The sequence below is a fragment of the Streptomyces triticagri genome (assembly GCF_003429565.1).
Lineage (GTDB): Bacteria > Actinomycetota > Actinomycetes > Streptomycetales > Streptomycetaceae > Streptomyces > Streptomyces triticagri.
Genome location: NZ_QUAK01000120.1, coordinates 75,693 through 95,205 on the forward strand (window position 1 = coordinate 75,693; position 19,513 = coordinate 95,205).

The 19,513-nt window shown below is 71.4% G+C and carries 14 protein-coding genes and 1 riboswitch; of the genes, 4 read left to right on the forward strand and 10 right to left on the reverse strand.

Annotated elements, in window-relative coordinates:
* Positions 1 to 176: 176 nt before the first annotated feature.
* Both DY218_RS22315 and DY218_RS22320 read left to right on the forward strand, forming a co-directional pair.
* The gene (locus DY218_RS22315; protein ID WP_128557903.1) at positions 177 to 869 is read left to right on the forward strand and encodes an ATP-binding protein; all 693 of its coding nucleotides are present in this window, start codon (positions 177 to 179) and stop codon (positions 867 to 869) included.
* A 126-nt stretch (positions 870 to 995) separates the two neighbouring features.
* Positions 996 to 2,594 (forward strand): tetratricopeptide repeat protein, encoded by a 1,599-nt coding sequence (locus DY218_RS22320; RefSeq protein ID WP_158574090.1) that lies wholly within the window; start codon positions 996 to 998, stop codon positions 2,592 to 2,594.
* Positions 2,595 to 2,652: 58 nt separating this feature from the next.
* Here the strand turns inward: DY218_RS22320 and DY218_RS22325 are convergent, their stop codons facing one another.
* The 4 genes from DY218_RS22325 to DY218_RS22340 all read right to left on the reverse strand — a co-directional run bounded on the left by DY218_RS22325 (position 2,653) and on the right by DY218_RS22340 (position 8,137).
* Entirely contained in the window at positions 2,653 to 3,303 is a 651-nt protein-coding gene (locus DY218_RS22325; protein WP_128557905.1) for a thymidine kinase, read from the reverse strand.
* 48 nt (positions 3,304 to 3,351) lie between these two features.
* The gene (locus DY218_RS22330; RefSeq protein ID WP_128557906.1) at positions 3,352 to 4,545 is read right to left on the reverse strand and encodes an alkaline phosphatase family protein; all 1,194 of its coding nucleotides are present in this window, start codon (positions 4,543 to 4,545) and stop codon (positions 3,352 to 3,354) included.
* On the reverse strand, positions 4,545 to 5,135 hold the full coding sequence (locus tag DY218_RS22335; protein WP_128557907.1) for a DUF5998 family protein: 591 nt from the start codon (positions 5,133 to 5,135) through the stop codon (positions 4,545 to 4,547). The genes DY218_RS22330 and DY218_RS22335 overlap by 1 nt, the downstream gene beginning before the upstream one ends.
* 101 nt (positions 5,136 to 5,236) lie before the next feature.
* A complete protein-coding gene (locus DY218_RS22340; protein WP_128557908.1) occupies positions 5,237 to 8,137 on the reverse strand; it encodes a bifunctional acetate--CoA ligase family protein/GNAT family N-acetyltransferase in 2,901 nt (966 codons plus the stop codon).
* A 229-nt stretch (positions 8,138 to 8,366) separates the two neighbouring features.
* On the opposite strand from DY218_RS22340, the gene DY218_RS22345 reads away from it, so the two are divergent.
* Positions 8,367 to 8,648, forward strand: coding sequence for an HPr family phosphocarrier protein (locus DY218_RS22345; protein ID WP_128557909.1), 282 nt, complete (start codon positions 8,367 to 8,369; stop codon positions 8,646 to 8,648).
* A gap of 209 nt (positions 8,649 to 8,857) precedes the next feature.
* Here DY218_RS22345 and DY218_RS22350 read toward each other — a convergent pair whose 3' ends face one another.
* The 4 genes from DY218_RS22350 to DY218_RS22365 all read right to left on the reverse strand — a co-directional run bounded on the left by DY218_RS22350 (position 8,858) and on the right by DY218_RS22365 (position 13,774).
* Positions 8,858 to 9,544: a GntR family transcriptional regulator gene (locus DY218_RS22350; protein ID WP_128557910.1), complete on the reverse strand. Its 687-nt coding sequence runs from the start codon at positions 9,542 to 9,544 to the stop codon at positions 8,858 to 8,860.
* A 247-nt stretch (positions 9,545 to 9,791) separates the two neighbouring features.
* Positions 9,792 to 10,601 carry a M23 family metallopeptidase gene (locus DY218_RS22355; protein ID WP_128557911.1) on the reverse strand — a complete coding sequence of 270 codons (810 nt, stop codon included), beginning with the start codon at positions 10,599 to 10,601 and terminating at the stop codon, positions 9,792 to 9,794.
* 14 nt (positions 10,602 to 10,615) lie between these two features.
* Positions 10,616 to 10,808, reverse strand: a riboswitch (cyclic di-AMP (ydaO/yuaA leader).
* 201 nt (positions 10,809 to 11,009) lie between these two features.
* A complete protein-coding gene (locus DY218_RS22360; RefSeq protein ID WP_128557995.1) occupies positions 11,010 to 12,377 on the reverse strand; it encodes a M16 family metallopeptidase in 1,368 nt (455 codons plus the stop codon).
* A gap of 23 nt (positions 12,378 to 12,400) precedes the next feature.
* Positions 12,401 to 13,774 carry a M16 family metallopeptidase gene (locus DY218_RS22365; protein ID WP_128557912.1) on the reverse strand — a complete coding sequence of 458 codons (1,374 nt, stop codon included), beginning with the start codon at positions 13,772 to 13,774 and terminating at the stop codon, positions 12,401 to 12,403.
* 305 nt (positions 13,775 to 14,079) lie between these two features.
* Here DY218_RS22365 and DY218_RS22370 point away from each other — a divergent pair, with 305 nt between their 5' ends.
* Complete coding sequence (locus tag DY218_RS22370) at positions 14,080 to 16,530, forward strand: DNA gyrase/topoisomerase IV subunit A (protein ID WP_128557913.1); 2,451 nt, start codon at positions 14,080 to 14,082, stop codon at positions 16,528 to 16,530.
* Between the two features lie 79 nt (positions 16,531 to 16,609).
* On the opposite strand, the gene DY218_RS22375 is transcribed toward DY218_RS22370, so the two are convergent.
* Both DY218_RS22375 and DY218_RS22380 read right to left on the reverse strand, forming a co-directional pair.
* On the reverse strand, positions 16,610 to 17,665 hold the full coding sequence (locus DY218_RS22375) for a CobW family GTP-binding protein (protein ID WP_128557914.1): 1,056 nt from the start codon (positions 17,663 to 17,665) through the stop codon (positions 16,610 to 16,612).
* A gap of 170 nt (positions 17,666 to 17,835) precedes the next feature.
* On the reverse strand, positions 17,836 to 19,464 hold the full coding sequence (locus tag DY218_RS22380) for a glycoside hydrolase family 13 protein (protein WP_128557915.1): 1,629 nt from the start codon (positions 19,462 to 19,464) through the stop codon (positions 17,836 to 17,838).
* Between the last annotated feature and the right edge of the window lie 49 nt (positions 19,465 to 19,513).

Genomic DNA, 19,513 nt, shown 5'->3' on the forward strand with positions numbered 1-19,513 from the left:
CTTCAAGGACGTTCTTCAAGGACGTTCTTCAAGGACCTGCTCCCCATGCGATCGCGCTGCATCTACGGTGGTCACCAACGCAGGAGGCGCGGCCGGGACACCAGGACCGCCCGTACTCGGAGGGGGACTCTGTGGCGATTGAGGTGGCAGCGCTTGCCGCGTCCGGAGCAACAAGCATGGTCATCAACCTTGCTGTGACCGATACATGGACCCAGGCACGCACCCGCCTCTCACGCCTGTTCGGCCGCCGCCGGCAGCCTTCCACCGCGGACGAAGAGCTCATCTCCGCTCTCGAACAGTTGGTGGGTTCCATGCAATCGGGCGACCCGCATGCCGTGGGCGACTACGCCGACCAGCTGCGCCGCCGCCTGCGCCATTCCTTACGCCAAGGCTCCGAGGTCGCGCAACGGCTCGTGGCGCTGTTGAACGAGATGGACGAGCTGGAGGGCGGCGCAACAGCAAGTCGCAGCAACCATCCGGGGGCGGCAGCCTCCTCCGCCGACTCGCCCATCTCCCACCGCGTACCCGAGGCTCTGCGCCGCCATGGCCCGCCGTCGCAAGTACCTGCCCTGCGCCACCGGTTCATCAACCGCTCCGACGAACTGGGCTCCTTGGACGCGCAGTTCGAAGACGCCGCTGTTCCCTCGCACGTGGAGGTCCGCGTCCTCGCAGGTCCGCCAGGAGTCGGAAAATCCGCACTGGCCAGACACTGGGCGCTCGGGCCGCATGCCCGTGAGCGTTTTCCCGACGGCCGTCTCTATGTGGATTTCGCGTCCCTTCGCGATCACGCGGAGGCCGGCGCGGACGTCACGGAGGCCGTCGGGCACTGCTTGCGCTCTCTGGGGGTGACGGAGGCTCTGCTGCCTTAGTCGCTCGCTGCGCGCACCGCGCTCTTCCGTGCACGCACGGCCGACCTGCGTGTGCTGCTCGTTCTCGACGATGTGTCCTCGCCCGCCCAAGTACGCGCACTGATCCCCGATGGACCGGGCAGTACCGTGCTTGCGACGAGCACCGCCAAGCTCGGTGAGCTTTCCCTCGACGGCGCCCGCGCCATGCCCCTGGAACCGCTCAGCGAGAGGGCCGGGCTGCTGCTCCTCGCCGACCGGTGCGGCGAGGAGCGAGTGGCTGCGGAGCCCGATGCGGCCAAGGCCCTGGTGGATCATTGCTCGGGCCTTCCGGTCGCACTGCACGTCGCCGCCGCCCGTCTCGCCAACAACCCCCACCTCACGCTCCACGACCTGGCCACGGAACTCTCGGTCGACGAGAACCGCCTGGCCTCCCTGAATGCGGGCCTGAGCGCGTCACCGGTGACCGCGATCCTCGACGCCTCCTACCGGCAACTGCCCGCCCACATGGCGCACGGCTACCGGCTCCTCGGCTGGATCCCTGGCCCCACCTTCGACGCGGCAACAGCAGCGGCAGCCCTCGACTCGGATCCGACGTCCGCCCAAGTGCTCCTCGACGTGCTCGAGGACATGAGCCTGCTGGAACTGACCGAGGACCGCCACTACCACTTTCACGGCCTCATCCATCTCCACGCGCGCAACCGTACGGACGCCGCGGACCGGGTCACCACCAGACTGACCGTCATACACCGTGTGCTGAGGCACTATCTGATCCTCACCGCCTTCGCAGACCGCGCCGTACGAGCGGACCGCCTGCGCATCGCCGACCTGGCCGGCCTGCTGGACGGGCAGACCGACCCCTTCGCCGCCGAGAACGGGCCGGGACCGCTGGACTGGCTTGCGGCCGAAAGCACCAACATCATGGCGGTCCTGCGTGCAGCGGACGAGCCCTCGCTCCATACGCCCGCCTGGCAGCTCGCCGAGGGCTTCACCGTCCTGTTCCTGCACCACAGGCATCTCGACGACTGGCAGGAATCCCTTCGACTGGGCGCACGCTACGCAGCAGCCGCCGTCTCCCCGGCCGCAGAAGCGCGCCTGCGCAGCCTCCTCTCCCGCCCGCTCATGGACCTCGGCGAGGACGAACAGGCGCGCCAGGAACTGACGACGGCGATCTCCTGCGCCGAGGTCGTGCACGATCCGGTACTCCACGCCTCCGTGATGGAGTTCTCCGGCCGCTACTGGGACCGGTTCGACCCGGACAAGGCCGTGGCCGCCTATCAGCACTCCAGGGAACTCAACATCCGAGGCCGGGAACCTCGTGGCGCAGCCATCGCCACGCTCTTCCTCGGCCGCGCCCAGGGCGCCCGCGGCGACCACGGCGAGGCTCTCGCCACACTTCGGCAAGCACGCACGGACCTCCTTGCCCTGCCCACTCCCGATCACCGCATGGCCGCGCGAGCCACCGCCGCATCCGGCCGGGCTCTCGACCGTATGGGCCGAACCACCGAAGCCGTTGCGACCCTCCGCGAGGCAGCAAACACGCTGAACGCCCTTGAGGCCCATGCCTACGAGGCCGAGGCGCTGCTCGACCTCGTCGCCATCGCAGAGCGCCCGGGCACGGACCGCACCACACTCCTGGACGACCTGCGTCGCGCCGTCACCATCCACACGACCATGGGAAGCCCGCAGGCACAGGACCTGCGCAACCGCCTGAACGCACTCACCGCCTCCGCCGGACCGGACCGCTGAGGCCGCCCCGGCTCTCGGATGCAGGAGACGCAGGAGACGCAGGAGACGCGGGAAGAAGTCAGCCGGAGGCGATCGGCAGGGTGTCCGGGGAGAGTGTCGCCGCGCGAGCCGACGCGCTGGTCATCTGCCGGCTGTGGTGGCGGCGGCACAGCACCTCGTACCCGATCTCCTCCGGGGCGTGGTCGACGTCGCCGACGACGACCTGGGCGCCCTCGACGACCATCTCGCCCCGGATCGTCCGGGCATTGTGCGTCGCCCGCGCTCCGCACCAGCACATCGCCTCGACCTGCAGCGTCTCTATGCGGTCGGCCAGTTCGATCAGGCGCTGTGAGCCCGGGAACAGCTTCGTACGGAAGTCGGTCGTGATGCCGAAGGCGAAGACGTCCAAGTCCAAGTCGTCGACGACACGGGCCAGTTGGTCCACCTGCGGCGGGTCGAGGAACTGCGCCTCGTCCACGATCACGTAGTCCACCCGGCCCCCGTGCGACATCTGCTCGACGAGATAGCCGTACAGATCCATGCCCGGCGCCGCCTCCACCGCGTCGGTGACCAGCCCGAGCCGCGACGACAACTTCCCCTCCCCCGCCCGGTCGTCCCGAGTGAAGATCACTCCCTGCAGCCCCCGCGCGGACCGGTTGTGCCCGATCTGGAGCGCGAGAGTCGACTTTCCGCAGTCCATCGTCCCGGAGAAGAAGACGAGTTCGGGCATGGGGAGTTGAGGGCCTTTCGGTGCGTGGAGAGGGCGAGAGGGGGTGGTTCAGGTGCGTACCTCGAGGAGGGGTACGAGCTGTTCGGCGGGGGTCATCGAGCCGTGGTTTCCGACCATGGCCGATTCCTTCGGCTCGCGTTCGGAGGCGATGATCAGGACGTCGTCGCGGGCGGCGGCGATGACGTCGCCGAGGCGGCCGTGCACCCGTTCGTCGCAGGTGCCGGGCGGACCGAACCAGCCCGCGTCGATGGCCTCCTCGCGGCCGGCCACCCAGAACTGCTCGCCGAGCACCTCGCGCCAGCAGGTCAGTACGTCGGCCTCGGCCCCCGGCACCGCGTAGACGTGCCGGGCCCGGCCCTCGCCGCCGAGCAGGGCGACGCCCGCGCTCAGCTCCCAGTCCTCGTCGAAGTCGATACGGGACTGCTCGTCGAAGGGGATGTCGATCATGCCGTGGTCGGCGGTGACGTACAGGGCGCTGCGCGGCGGGAGTTGCTCGGCGAGCCGCTGGGCGAGGCGGTCGACATGGATCAGCTGACCGCGCCAGGCGTCGGAGTCGACCCCGTAGCGATGGCCCTTGCCGTCCACCTCGCTGTAGTACGTGTAGACCAACGACCGGTCACCCGCGGCGAGTTGGACCGCCGCGAGGTCCATGCGCTCCTCGCCGGAGAGCCGGCCGTGGAAATTGCCGCCGCTGAGCGCGACCTTGGTGAGCGGGGTGTCGCGGAAGGTGGGCGAGGAGACCTGCGCGGTGTGCACACCGGCCGCGTCCGCGCGGGAGAAGAGGGTGGGGTACGGCTGCCAGCTGTGCGGTGGCGTCCATGGGTTCCAGCGGAGCTGGTTCATCAGTGCGCCGGTGGCCGGATTGCGCACCGTGTAGCCGGGCAGGCCGTGCGCGGCGGGCGGCAGGCCGGTGCCGACGGAGGCGAGCGAGGTGGCCGTGGTCGCGGGGAATCCGGCGGTGATCGGGCTCCCGGTGCCGCCGCGCGACGAGGCGATCAGGGAGTTCAGGAACGGAGCCTCGTCGGGGTGGGCCAGGAGCTGGTGCCAGCCGAGGCCGTCGATCAGGAAGACGCAGTTGCGGTCGGCCGGTGTCAGTTCGGCGATGGTGGCCGTGGTGTCCGGGACGCCCAGGCCCGCGGCGAGTGTCGGCAGCAGGTCGGCGAGCGAGCCGCTTCCGTAGGCAGGGGCGGGGGCGGAGGAGACGGGCAGCAAGTCCGGGTCGGGCCAGGCGGGCTCGGCCATCAGCGGGTGGTGGCCGCGGTCGCCTCGGACAGTGCCTGGGCGAAGGCGAGCGTCTCGCGCACCGTGTCCGGGCCGTCGCCGGCCTCGCTGACGCGCAGGCTCAGGTCGTCGGCGGTCGAATTGCCCGTGTACCCGTGGTCCGCCTCGCAGTTGGGGTCGCCGCAGGCCGCCGGCTCCAGATCGATACGGGAGACCGCGCCCCAGCCGATGGTGAGGAGCACCTCACGGGGCAGCGTGCCGGGCTTGTACTTCTCCGGGTCGGCGACGACGCGGCTGAGCACCACGGACGAGATCCGGCCGAGCTTCACCGACTCGGTGGACGTGGTGGCGTACGACGACGAGGGTGCGGTGCCGTCGGCCGCCTGCTCGTCGGTGTGGCTGACGATGAAGCGGGTGCCGGTCAGGACGAGGACCGTGACGTGCCGCCGCACCTCGTTGGCATCGAAGGTCGTCTCCTGGTGCACGAGGTACGACACGATCGGTTCGCCGCCGACGGCGGCCTCCACCGCCTCGGCCACGAGGGCCGGGTAATAGCCGCTGCGCTCGATCGCCGTGCGCAGCCCCTGGGTCGTCGTACCGGTCTTTGCCATGGGGCCCATCCTACGGGGGCGCGGTGACAGTGGTGACCCCGGCGGAGCAGGGTCGGCACGGGCCGCGGCGTCCTGCTGTTTCTCCGTACGACGGCTGCTGCTCAGTACAACGGCAGCGCGCGGGGTCCGACGTCCGTGCGTGCGGGCGGTGGGGCCAGTCGTACCGATGCGCTCAGCACGGAGAGGCCGCGGGGTGCGACCACGACCGGCTCGAGGGAGACGGCGACGACCTCGGGGTGGTCGTCGACGAGGCGGGAGACCCGCTGCAGCAGTTCCTCCAGGGCCGCGGAGTCCACCGGTGCCGAGCCCCGCCAGCCGAACAGGAGGGGCGCGGTCCGGATGGAACGCAGGAGTCCGGCCGCATCACGGTCGGTGACCGGGATCAGCCGGTGCGCGGTGTCGCCGAGCAGCTCGGACGGCGCGCCCGCGAGGCCGAAGGAGAGGACGGCACCCGCGGCCTGGTCGATGACGGCGCGCACCACGGTGTCGACGCCGCGCGGCACCATCGCCTGGACGACCGGTCGCAGTTCGGCGGGCTTACCGAGGGTGTCGGTCAGTTCCTGGTACGCGAGGCGCAGCTGGGCCTCGCTCGCCAGGTCGAGCCGGACGCCGCCGAGGTCGGCGCGGTGGCGCAGATGGGGTGCCGTGGTCTTCAGGGCGACCGGATAGCCGAGCTCCGCAGCGGCGCGTACGGCGGCGTCGGCGGTGTCCGCGGGGAGCGTCGGGTGCACCGGGATGCCGTAGCGGCGCAGCAGGTCGGCCGCGTCGGCGGCGTCCAGGCTCACTCCGCGGGACGATTCGGTGCCGGCGAGCAGTTCCTCGATGCGGGCCGCGGCGCCCTGTTCGTCGATGTCGTCGTACTCCGGTACGCGGCCGGGCTCGGCCTCGGTGCGCCGCCAGTGTGCGTACCGTACGGCCTCGCCGAGCGCACGGGCGGCCCGCTCGGCGGAGGGGTACGAGGGGATGGGGCCGGTGGTGCGGGGCTCCGGCGGCGCGGCCTCGGCGCCCTGGTCCGGCACCGGGGCGGGGCCCGTCCCGGTGGATGCGTCGGCCGGCGCGGGCGTCTCGCCGTGCCCGCCGGGAGCCGTGACTCCGGGCGAAACGGGGGCCGCGGCCGTCGGACGGGAGGTGCGCCCGGGCGCGGAGGCGGTGGCCGCGGCGAGTGCCTCGGCGAGGCCGCCGAGCTCCACGGCGACGACCGCGACGGGTTTGGCGGGGGCTTTGGACGCCGCCTCGCGCAGCGCCGCCGCGAGGACCTCGCCCTCCGGGTACTGTGCCGCGCTGTGCTCGTCGACCCAGGGGATCGCGGTGACCACGACCGCGTCGCAGCCGGGATCCGCGAGCGCCTCGGCCAGTGCCGCGCGGAAGTCGCCGGGCGTCGCCGAGGTGGTCAGGTCGACGGGGCTCTGCGGCCGCAGGCCCTCGGCGAGGCAGGCGTCGTAGGTGAGGACGCCGAGCGATTCGGAGTTGCCGAGGATCGCGACGCTGGGCCCGGCGGGCAGCGGCTGGTCGGCGAGCAGGATCCCGGCGTCGACGAGTTCGGTGACGGTGTCCACACGGATCACGCCGGCCTGCCGGAAGAGCGCGGAGACCGTGGCGTCGGGGATGCCGGGGGCGGCGACGGTGTGTCCGGTGGGTGCCGCGCCCGAGTGCCGTGCGCCCTTGACGACCACGACCGGTTTGACGGCCGCGGTGCGCCGGGCGAGGCGGGTGAACTTGCGGGGGTTGCCGATGGATTCCAGATACATCAGGGCGATGTCGGTGTCCGGGTCGTCGTGCCAGTACTGCATGACGTCGTTGCCCGAGACGTCCGCACGATTGCCCGCACTCACGAAGGTGGACAGGCCGGCGCCGCGGCGGTGCAGTGCGGACAGCAGGGCGATGCCGATCGCGCCCGACTGGGTGAACAGGCCGGTGCGGCCGGGGAGCGGCATGGTGGGGGCGAGGGAGGCGTTGAGGCGTACGGCGGGCGCGGTGTTGATCACGCCGAAGGCGTTGGGGCCGAAGAGTCGCATGCCGTACGAGCGGGCCTGGCGGACCAACTCCCGCTGCCGCTCCCGCCCTTCGGGGCCGGACTCCGCGTAGCCCGCGGACAGGACGACCATGCCGCGCACCCCCGCCTCGCCGCATTCGGCGACGGCTTCCGGGACTCGCTCCGCGGGGACCGCGAGCACGGCGAGGTCGACGGGCTCGCCGATGGCGCGCACGGTGGGGTGCGCCGGTACGCCGCCGATCTCGGCGGGACCGTCGAGGGCCGCGTTGACTGCATACACCCGGCCGGAGAAGTCCGCGTCGAGCAGGTTGTGCAGGACCGCGCGGCCCACGCCGCCCGGGCCGCGGCCCGCGCCGATGACGGCGACCGAGTCGGGGGTGAGCAGGCGCTGCACGGAGCGGGCCTCGGCGCGCTGTTCACGGCCGCGCTGCACGGCGAGCGAGGCCTCGGTGGGTTCGAGGCCGAACTCGAGGCGGACCACGCCGTCCTCGAAGCTGCGCTTCTGCTGATAGCCGGCGTCCGTGAAGACCTTGATCATCTTGGAGTTGGCGGGCAGCACCTCGGCGGCGAACCGCCGGATGCCTCGCTCCCGGGCGACCGCGGCGATGTGCTCGAGCAGCGCGGAGGCGACGCCGCGCCCCTGATGGGCGTCCTGTACGAGGAAGGCGACCTCGGCCTCGTCGGCGGGTGCGGTGGCGGGCCTGCCGCGCTCGTCGATGCGGTCGTAGCGCACGGTCGCGATGAACTCGCCGCCCACGGTGACCGCGAGGCCCACCCGGTCCACGTAGTCGTGATGGGTGAAGCGGTGCACGTCCTTGTCGGAGAGGCGCGGGTACGGCGCGAAGAAGCGGTAGTACTTCGACTCGTCCGACACCTGCTCGTAGAAGCTGACCAGGCGCTGCGCGTCGTCCGGCGTGATGGGTCTGATCCGTGCGGTGCCGCCGTCGCGCAGCACCACGTCGGCCTCCCAGTGGTCGGGGTACGCCGCGTGCTCGGACGGGGTCTGCATGACGCCAGCGTACGGGGCGGGGGCCGGCCGGCACCGTGCGCGGCGGGAAGCCGCCCGGGGCGGAGGTGGCGGCGCGGCGGCGGGCGTTGCACTCTGGGGGAGCATCCGGCGGCGTCCGTGCCGGGGCCAAGGCACCCGGCGGCGGCCGGGAGCACGCCCCGCCCGAGCATCGCCGACGGCATGAGAGACTGGTCTAGACAACTGTGAGTCACCTGAAGGGCAGCATCACATGGCTGAGCGCCGCGTCAACGTCGGCTGGGCCGAGGGCCTCCACGCCCGCCCCGCCTCCATCTTCGTCCGTGCGGCCACGGCCTCCGGCGTCCCCGTGACCATCTCCAAGGCCGGCGGCAACCCGGTCAACGCGGCCTCCATGCTGGCCGTCCTGGGTCTGGGCGCCCAGGGTGGCGAGGAGATCGTGCTCGCGTCGGACGCCGAGGGCGCCGAGGGCGCTCTGGACCGTCTGGCCAAGCTGGTCTCCGAGGGCCTCGACGAGCTTCCCGAGACCGTCTGACCGCCTGACGGTCCGCTCGTACCGAAAGCGCCCGGGGTTCGCTCCCCGGGCGCTTTCGCGTTTCCGGGCCGCCTTTTCATGGCACCGCGGCATACCCTTATTGCGCTCGTGAGTTTCCGCGCAACAGTCGTACGGAATTCTTTCGGGGCAGGCGAAATCACCCGGGCCACCGGCACGGCGAATTAATGTCCTTGTATACGGGCCGCATGTTAATTGCCGACGCTCGGGGTGTTTACGCCATGTTGCGAAGGCCTCACGATGCCGTTCGCGGCGACGGTCCGCGGGCGTCGGCCGGCCGCGGCGCGCTCGGCGTGCAGGGCGGTCAGCGACCGGGCGCGCTCCGCGTCGCCGCGCGCCACCGCGTCCACCACCGCGCCGTGTTCGGCCCAGGTCTCGACCGGCCGGGCCGTCACCGTACTGCCGTACATCCAGGTGATCTTGTACTGGAGCTGGGTGAGCAGCGAGGTGAGCCCCTGGCTGCCGGAGGCCTGCGCGAGCGTCTCGTGGAACCAGCTGCCGAGCGAGGCGAGGTCGTCGCTCTGGCCCGATCTGGCGCGCTCCTGGCCCAGCCTGACCAGGCCGCGCAGCACTTTCAGGTGCGCGTGCGTGCGCCGCTGGGCCGCGCGGGCCGCGGCCAGCGGCTCGAGGAGTACGCGCACCTCAAGCAGGTCCGCGGCCTCCCGCGCCGTGGGCTCGGCGACCTGGGCGCCCGCGTGTCTGCGGGTCACCACGAACCCCTCGGCCTCCAGCGTGCGCAGCGCCTCGCGCACCGGCACCCGGGAGACCCCGTACCGCCGGGCGAGCAGTTCCTCGGTGAGCCGGCTGCCGCGCTCGTACACACCGGAGACGATGTCGTCCCGGATGGCCGTGCATACCGAATGCGCGGGAATGCGCATGACCTGACCACCGCCTCGAATCTCCGCGAAACACCACCGCTTCGCCGTTCCTGCAGCGACTCTATTGCAGTGCATCCGGATTTCCGACGCCGGAGCGAAATTCATGGAATTCTTTTGTACGTCCGCCGGGCGCGGGAGAAGTCGACAGGAGGCGTCGGGCACGGGAGAACGCCGAAGGCCCCGGCGGGGGAATCCGGGGCCTTCGGTGTTCTGAGGGGTGTCGGGCGGCGACGCCCGGGGACGGGCGTCAGACGTCGACGCCGTGCCCGCGCAGGTACGCCACGGGGTCGATGTCCGAGCCGTAGTCCGGGCCGGTACGGGCCTCGAAGTGCAGGTGCGGGCCGGTGACGTTGCCGGTGGCGCCGGACAGGCCGATCTGCTGGCCCGGGGTGACGGACTGGCCCACCGAGACACCGATGGACGAGAGGTGCCCGTACTGGGTGTACGTGCCGTCGCTCATCCTGATCACGATCTGGTTGCCGTACGCGCCGCCGTCACCGGCCTCCACGACGGTGCCGCGGCCGACGGACACCACGGAGGTGCCGGAGGCGGCGTGGAAGTCCACACCGCTGTGGCTGCCGGAGGACCACAGGGCGCCGCCGGTCTGGTAGCCGGTGGACACGTAGGAGCCGCTGACGGGTGCGACATAGGCGTTGAGGCGCTTGCGCTCGGCCTCGCGCGCGGCACGCTTCTTGGCCTCGCGCTCCTTCGCGGCGCGCGCCGCGGCCTTGCGCTCGGCCTCCGCCTTGCGCTTGGCCTCGGCGGCCGCCTTCTTCTCGGCGGCGGCCTTGGCGGCGGCACGGTCGGCGGCCTCCTCCTGGGCGCCTGCCTGCGCGGCGATGTGCTGTACGACGGCGACGTCCATCGAGGCGGCCTCGTTCAGGGCGGTCTTCTCGACGGTGGTGCTCTCGGCGGCGTTGTCGGCGGCGAGGGCCGGCGCGGCCAGGGTGCCGACGACGCCGGTGGTCGCCAGGGCCGCGACGCCCACGGCGCCGGCGCCCTTGCGGGTGAGCCGGCTCGGACGGCGGTGCTTCCCGGTGGCACGGGGGAAAGCCATGAAGCGGCGGGATCCTTTCCTTCCTTCTCGCCTACCGGGTTAGCTGACGGGTTCGGAGCAGGAAGGTCTCCTACGGGCGCCCCTGACGGGGCATCCGATTCACCCCAGGGATCGTGCCTCTCGGGCCACAACTGCGGTGCGGCCGCGGAGAGTTGGGTCCCCGGCTCCCCTGGCTCGCGCCGTACGGGGACTCGGCGATGACTGTCCGGTGCCGCGGTTGCGGCGCATGCCTGGCGAACAGCCGGACCGACGCTAAACGGGACATCTTTCAATCCCCAAACGGAGACAGGAGTTTGTAGCGGATGCCACAGGACAGAACGCTCAACACTCCAGCAATACGGACATAAAGGGACCCCGGTGCCTCCTCCGGCACCGGGGTCCCCTCTGCTCCACCCTGCTCGAGGTCCGTCAGCCCGTGACGACCGACACCTCGCCGATGCCGAGGGCCTTCACCGGCTCCGCGATCTGCGCGGCATCACCCACCAGAACGGTGACCAGCCGGTCCACCGGGTACGCACTCACCGCGGCGGCCGTGGCCTCCACCGTGCCCGTCTCGGCGAGGCGCCGGTACAACTGCGCCTGGAAGTCGTCCGGCAGGTGCTGCTCGACCTGGTCCGCCAGGGTGTCCGCGACGGCCGCCGCCGTCTCGTACCGCAGCGGGGCCACGCCCACCAGATTCTGTACCGCCACGTCCCGCTCGGCGTCCGTGAGGCCCTCGGCGGACAGGGTGCGGAGCACCGTCCAGAGGTCCTCCAGGGCCGGGCCCGTGGACTCCGTGTCCACCGAGCCCTGGATCGCGATGAGGGAGACACCGGTGCCGTCCGGGGCGGAACGCAGCACCTGGGCGGAGGACCGCACTCCGTAGGTGTAGCCCTTCTCCTCGCGCAGCACCCGGTCCAGACGGGACGTCAGGGTGCCGCCCAGGCAGTAGCTGCCGAGCACCTGGGCCGGCCAGACCCGGTCGTGCCGGTCGGGGCCGACGCGGCCGATGAGCAGCTGCGTCTGTACGGCGCCGGGGCGGTCCACGATGACCACACGGCCCGTGTCGTCGGCGCTGACCGGCGGGACGGGGCGGGACTCGGCCCCGCTGCCGGTCCACCGGCCGAGGGTGTCCGCGAGGATCGCGTCCAGATCGGTGCCCGACAAGTCACCGACCACGACTGCGGTGGTGGCCACCGGGCGTACATGCGCGTCGTAGAAGGCGCGGACCGCCGCGGCGTCGATGCGCTCCACCGACTCCTCGCTGCCCTGGCGCGGACGCGACATCCGCGAATCGGCCGGGAACAGCTCCTTGAACAGCTGCACGGCCGCGCGGCGGGCCGGGTTGGCCAGCTCGTGCGGGATCTCGTCGAGGCGGTTGCGCACCAGGCGCTTGACCTCGCTGTCGGCGAACGCCGGGGCGCGCAGCGCGTCCGCGACGAGGCCGAGCGCCTTGGCCAGTCGGGAGACCGGGACCTCGAGCGAGAGGCGTACGCCCGGGTGCCCCGCGTTCGCATCGAAGGTGGCGCCGCAGCGCTCGAGCTCGGCGGCGAACTCCTCCGCCGAGTGTTTGTCGGTGCCCTCGGAGAAGGCCCGCGCCATGATCGTGGCGACGCCCTCGATGGCCTGCGGCTCCGCCTCCAGAGGCGCTTCCAGATTGATCTCCACGGCGACGACCTGCTGACCGGGGCGGTCGCAGCGCAGCACGGTCAGGCCGTTGTCCAGGGTGGTGCGCTCGGGTGCCGGGAAGGCCCAGGGCTTGGCCGTGCCGGCCCGGGGCTGCGGGTGGAAGTCCATCGTCACGTCGATGCCGGTGTCGGTCACTTGCCCGCCTCGTCTTCCTGTGCGTCGCCTTCGGCGGCGTCGGCCGCTTCGTCGCCGGTGTCATCGGCCGCCACCGGTTCGTACACCAGGACCGCGCGGTTGTCCGGGCGCAGGCGGGCCGCGGCGATCTCGCGCACCTCGTCGGCCGTCACCTCGAGGACGCGGCCGACGGCGGTCAAAGCGAGCTGCGGGTCGCCGAACAGGACGGCGTACCGGCACAGTTCGTCCGCGCGGCCGGCGACCGTGCCGAGCCGGTCCAGCCACTCGCGCTCCAACTGGGCCTGGGCGCGCTCCATCTCCTCGTCCGTGGGGCCCTCCTCGGCGAACCGGGCGAGCTCCTCGTCGACCGCGGCCTCGATGACCGGCACCTCGACGTCTCCGGAGGTCTTCACGTCGAGCCAGCCGAGCGAGGGTGCGCCGGCGAGGCGCAGCAGGCCGAAGCCGGCCGCCACGGCGGTGCGGTCACGGCGCACCAGGCGGTTGTACAGCCGGGACGACTCGCCGCCGCCGAGCACCGTCAGTGCCAGATCGGCCGCGTCGCACGCGCGCGTGCCGTCCGCCGGGAGCCGGTAGGCCGCCATCAGGGCGCGGGCCGGCACCTCCTCCTCGACGACCTCGCGGTGCTCGGCGCCGTGCACATCGGGCAGGGTGCCGTCGCGCGGGGGCTGCTTGCCGTCGTGCTGCGGGATGGAGCCGAAGTATTTCTCGATCCAGGCAAGGGTCTGCTCCGGGTCGATGTCGCCGACGACCGAGAGCACCGCGTTGTTCGGCGCGTAGTAGGTGCGGAAGAACGTCCGGGCGTCCTCGAGCGTCGCCGCGTCCAGGTCCGCCATCGAGCCGATCGGCGTGTGGTGGTACGGGTGGCCCTCCGGGTACGACAGGGCGGTGAGCTTCTCGAAGGCGGTGCCGTACGGGACGTTGTCGTAGCGCTGGCGGCGCTCGTTCTTGACGACGTCCCGCTGGTTCTCCATCGACTCCTCGTCGAGGGCGGCGAGCAGCGAGCCCATCCGATCGGCCTCGAGCCAGAGGGCCAGCTCCAGCTGATGGGCGGGCATGGTCTCGAAGTAGTTGGTCCGCTCGAAGCTCGTGGTGCCGTTGAGCGAGCCGCCTGCTCCCTGGACGAGCTCGAAGTGGCCGTTGCCCTGCACCTGCTTGGAGCCCTGGAACATCAGGTGCTCGAAGAGGTGCGCCAGACCGGTGCGGCCCTTCACCTCGTGGCGCGAGCCGACGTCGTACCAGAGGCAGACCGCGGCGACCGGGGTCAGGTGGTCCTCGGAGAGCACCACGCGCAGGCCGTTGGCCAGGCGGTGCTCGGTCGCTGTCAGGCCGCCGGAGCCGGCCTGCGCTGTGGCCGTGTGACCCATGGGCATGTGGTCCCTTCGATCGCTGGTGGACAAGCTGCTGCGCCCTCGCGTGCAGCGCCCTGTCACTGTATGCAACCGCCGCGACGTCTGGCGAAGTTCCCGGATTCGTCACCCGCTCGTCCGGACCCCGCCGCACGGCCGTTGACCCGGGCGTTCGCCCTGCGCGGACAGCGCCCGCGGCACGCTGTGGACGGGCGTGCGGAGGCGGATCGGACGGGTCGCGGTCCGCGTTGTCGGTGGCTCGGTCCACAATGGTCGGCGTCAGAACTGGAGATTGCCCCGTACTGGTACGTGAAGGAGCCGCAGCAGCGATGGCCCGCCGCAGCACGAAGACCCCACCGCCCGACGATTTCGAGGAGCGGATCCTCGACATCGACGTCGTCGACGAGATGCAGGGCTCCTTCCTCGAGTACGCGTACTCGGTCATCTACTCGCGCGCCCTGCCGGACGCCCGGGACGGACTGAAGCCGGTGCAGCGCCGCATCGTGCACCAGATGCAGGAGATGGGCCTGCGCCCCGACCGGGGCTATGTGAAGTGCGCCCGCGTCGTGGGCGAGGTGATGGGCAAGCTGCATCCGCACGGCGACGCGTCGATCTACGACGCCCTGGTGCGGATGGCCCAGCCGTTCTCGATGCGCGTCCCCCTGGTCGACGGCCACGGCAACTTCGGCTCGTTGGGGAACGACGACCCGCCCGCCGCCATGCGGTACACGGAATGCCGGATGGCCTCGGCGACGTCCCTGATGACCGACTCCATCGACGAGGACACGGTCGACTTCACGCCGAACTACGACGGCCAGGAGCTCGAGCCGGTCGCCCTCCCGGCGGCATACCCGAATCTCCTGGTCAACGGCTCGTCGGGCATCGCCGTCGGCATGGCGACCAACATGCCGCCGCACAATCTGGGCGAGGTCATCGCCGCCGCCCGGCACCTGATCAAGCACCCGGGCGCGGATCTCGAGACGCTGATGCGCTTCGTGCCCGGCCCCGATCTCCCCACCGGCGGACGGATCGTGGGCCTCGGCGGCATCAAGGACGCCTACGCCACGGGCCGCGGCACCTTCAAGATCCGCGCCACGGCCTCGGTGGAGAACGTCACGGCGCGCCGCAAGGGCCTCGTGGTGACCGAACTGCCCTTCAGCGTCGGCCCCGAGAAGGTCATCTCCAAGATCAAGGACCTGGTCGGCTCGAAGAAGCTCCAGGGCATCGCGGACGTCAAGGACCTCACCGACCGCGAGCACGGACTGCGCCTGGTCATCGAGATCAAGAACGGCTTCGTCCCGGAGGCCGTCCTGGAGCAGCTGTACAAACTGACGCCGATGGAGGAGTCCTTCGGCATCAACAACGTGGCACTGGTCGACGGCCAGCCCCTCACCCTCGGCCTCAAGGAACTCCTCGAGGTCTATCTGGACCACCGGTTCGACGTGGTGCGGCGGCGCAGCGAGTTCCGCCGCGGCAAGAAGCGCGACCGGCTGCACCTGGTCGAGGGCCTGCTCGTCGCACTGCTCGACATCGACGAGGTCATCCGGCTCATCCGCTCCAGCGACAACTCGGCGCAGGCCAAGGAGCGCCTGATGTCCGCGTTCTCACTCAGCGACATCCAGACGCAGTACATCCTGGACACCCCGCTGCGCCGGCTCACCAAGTTCGACCGTATCGAGCTGGAGTCGGAGCGCGACCGGCTGACCGCGGAGATCGAGGAGCTCACCCGGATCCTCGATTCGGACGCCGAACTGCGCAAGCTGGTCTCCGCCGAACTGGCCTCGGTGGCCAAGAAGTTCGGCACCGACCGTCGCACGGTGCTGCTCGAGTCGGCGGGCAAGCCCGCCACGGCGGTGCCCCTCGAGGTGGCCGACGACCCGTGCCGGGTGCTGCTCTCGTCCACCGGCCTGCTCGCCCGTACGGCCACGGGTGAGCTGCCGTTCGAGGCGGACGCCAAGCGGGCCAAGCACGATGTGATCGTGTCCGCGGTGCCGGCCACCCAGCGAGGTGAGGTGGGCGCCGTCACCTCGGCGGGCCGCTTGCTGCGGCTCTCCGTGATCGACCTCCCGCAGCTGCCGGAGACGGCGAGTACGCCCACGCTGTCGGGCGGCGCGCCGGTCTCGGAGTTCCTCAGCCTGGACACCGGGGAGTCGCTGATCTGCCTGATGACGCTCGACGAGTCCTCGCCCGGCCTCGCGCTCGGTACCGCACAGGGTGTGGTGAAGCGCGTGGTGCCCGACTATCCGGCGAACCGCGAGGAGTTGGAGGTCATCACCCTCAAGGACGGCGACCGCATCGTGGGCGCCTGCGAGCTGCGCACCGGCGAGGAGGATCTCGTCTTCATCACCGACGACGCCCAACTCCTGCGCTATCAGGCCTCGCAGGTACGCCCTCAGGGCAGACCGGCGGGCGGCATGGCGGGAGTGAAGCTGACCCAGGGCGCGAAGGTGATCTCGTTCACCGCGGTGGACCCGGGTGCGGACGCGATGGTGTTCACGGTCGCGGGCTCCCGCGGCACGCTCGACGACTCGGTGCAGACCACGGCGAAGATCACGCCGTTCGACCAGTATCCGCGCAAGGGCCGCGCGACGGGCGGTGTGCGCTGCCAGCGGTTCCTGAAGGGCGAGGACTGCCTGTCCTTCGCCTGGACCGGCCCGGTCCCGGCCCGTGCGGCCCAGCGCAACGGCAATCCGGCGGAGCTCCCCGAGGTCGATCCGCGCCGCGACGGCTCGGGCGTCTCCCTGGCGAAGCCGGTGGCGGCGGTGGCCGGGCCGGTGTAGGTCCTGCGCGGAGCCGGTCGAGGTGAGACGGCCTGCACGGGAGGGCCGTCTCACTCCTCCTCGGGTACGAAGCGCCGGCTCATTCCTCCTCGGGTACGAAGCGCAGGACGCCCCAGAGCGCCTCCTCCCGGACCTGCTGCGGCTCCTCGTCCCGGCAGGCGTCGAGTTCCGCGGCCAGGGGCTCGGGGTCGATGCCCGAGCCGATCAGGACGAGCGCGGTGCCGTGCTCCTCGCCTTCCGGCCACGGCTCGGGGTAGAAGCGCAGGAAGCGGCCCACGGCGTGCAGCACATACCGGTTGCGCGGGTCGTGGGCACCGAAGTCGACGTACCCCTTGATCCGGTAGAGGCCCTCGGGCCTGCGGTCCAGGAAGTCGAGCAGCGGACGCGGCCCGAGCGGCCGCCCGGTGGCGTACGAGACGCTCTCGTACCCGGCGTGCAGATGGCCGTCGTGCACCGGCGCCCACGCCGAGTCCGCCTCCCTGCCCTCCCCCGCCACGTCCTCGAAGGACAGCTGGCCGAACCGCTCCGCCCGAGGCTTCCGGTCGAAGAGCAGCTCCGGGTCGATCCTGCCGTACGAGGCACTCACCACGGCGGCCCCGTCGGCGAGCCCGGCGACGGTCTCCGCAAGCCGCTCGCGGTCCGCGTCCGCCACCCGGTCGGTCTTGTTGAGTACCACCAGATCGGCGAGGGACAGATGGCGCCCGATCTCCGGGTGCCGCTCGCGGGTGGCCTCGAATTCCGCGGCGTCCACGACCTCGACGAGGCCGCCGTACACGATGCGGGGATTGTCGCTGGCGAGCAGCATGCGCACCAGCTCCTGCGGCTCGGCCAGGCCGCTTGCCTCGATCACGATCACATCGAGCCCGACAGAGGGCCGGGTCAACCGCTTCAGATAGCTGTCGAGTTCACTGCCGTCGACGGCACAGCACAGACAGCCGTTCCCCAGCGAAACCGTCGACCCGACCTGCCCGGACACCGACATCGCATCGATCTCGATGGCCCCGAAGTCGTTGACGACCACCCCGACCCGAGTGCCACCGCTCCCCCGCAGCAGCTGATTCAGCACGGTGGTCTTCCCGGCCCCCAGAAACCCGGCAAGAACGATCACCGGGATCTGTCGTGCGCGTGCTGTCACTCCGTGGCTTCCTCACACTCGTACCGGGACACCGCGTCGTCGGCGCATGCCTCCGCACGATGCGCGGCGGCCTTCCCGGCCAGGGTATTTCCCCTCCGGAGCAGACGGCCAACACGCCTGATCGCGAGTGCCGGGCCGGTGTGTGAAGTCGAGGTCGCGCGGGTGCCGCCTCAGGGGGACAGCCAGGCTGCGGTGTCCGGAGGGAGGGTGCCGTCAGGGGGCAACGGCGTACTGGAGAGCAGTAGTTCGCGGTGTGCCGGCAGAGGCGCGGGGGTGTCGCCCAGGTTGACGACACAGGCGGCTCCGCCGGGTCGTTCGAACGCGAGGACGCCGGGTGCGGCCGGCAGCCAGTGCAGCGGGCCGTCGCCGAAGGCGGGCGTCGCGCGGCGCAGCGCGAGGGCCGCTCGGTAGAGGGCGAGCATCGAGTCCGGGTCCCGGTCCTGCCGGTCCACGGCGTACGAGGACCAGTCCGCCGGCTGCGGCAGCCAGGGTTCGGCGGCGGCCTCGGTGCCGAACCCGGCGTACGGGGCCGATGCCACCCATGGCAGCGGGACCCGGCACCCGTCCCGCCCGGGGTCGACACCGCCGGACCGGAAGTGCATCGGATCCTGGATGCGGTCCAGCGGCACCTCGGCCTCGGGCAGGCCCAACTCCTCGCCCTGGTACACATAGACCGAACCGGGCAGCGCCAGCGTGAGCAGGGCCGCGGCGCGTGCCCTGCGGGTGCCGAGCGCCAGGTCGCTCGGCGTGCCGAACTCCTTGGCGGCGAAGGAGAATCCGCTGTCCGCGCGCCCGTAGCGGGTCACCGTGCGGGTGATGTCGTGGTTGCACAGCACCCAGGTGGCCGGGGCTCCGACGGGTGCATGCTCGGCGAGGGTCTCGTCGATGACCGTGCGGAGCCGGTCGGCGTCCCAGGGACAGCTCAGGAAGGACAGGTTGAAGGCCGTGTGCAGCTCGTCGGACCGCAGATAGCGGGCGAAGCGCTCGGAGTCCGGGAGCCACACCTCGCCGACGAAGATCCCGCCGTACTCGTCGGCGATCGACCTCCAGGAGCGGTAGATGCCGTGCAGTTCGTCCCGGTCGATGAAGGGGTGCGGGTCGGTGCCCTCGACGAAGTCGGGGAGTTCGGGGTCCTTCGCGAGCAGTGCCGCGGAGTCGATGCGTACGCCGGCCACTCCCCGGTCGAACCAGAAGCGCAGGATGTCCTCGTGCTCCTGGCGGACCGCGGGATGCGCCCAGTTGAGGTCGGGCTGCTGCGGCGCGAACAGGTGCAGGTACCACTCGCCGTCCGCCACCCGGGTCCAGGTGGACGCGGTGGGCGAGAACTGGGACGGCCAGTCGTTGGGCGGCAGTTCGCCGTTCTCGCCGCGGCCGGGCCTGAAGTGGAACAGCTGCCGCTCGGGGCTGCCGGGCCCGGCATCGAGCGCGGCGCGGAACCAGGCGTGCTGGTCAGAGACATGGTTCGGCACGATGTCGACGATGGTGCGGATGCCGAGCGCCCGCGCCTCGGCGATCAGCTTCTCGGCCTCGGCGACGGTGCCGAAGGCGGGGTCGATGACCCGGTAGTCGGTGACGTCGTATCCGCCGTCCACCATCGGGGACAGGTACCAGGGGTTGAACCACAGGGCGTCGACGCCGAGTTCGGCCAGATACGGCAGTCGGGCGCGGACGCCCGCCAGGTCGCCCGTACCGTCTCCGTCGCCGTCGGCGAAGCTGCGGACGTACACCTGGTAGATGACGGCGGAGCGCCACCAGTCGTCCCGTTCCTCGGGATTTCGGGCAGGGGTGGGCTGTCCCACGGTGCGTACCTTTCGTCGTGCCGGTTCGTGGTGGGGGTAGGGCGGCCTG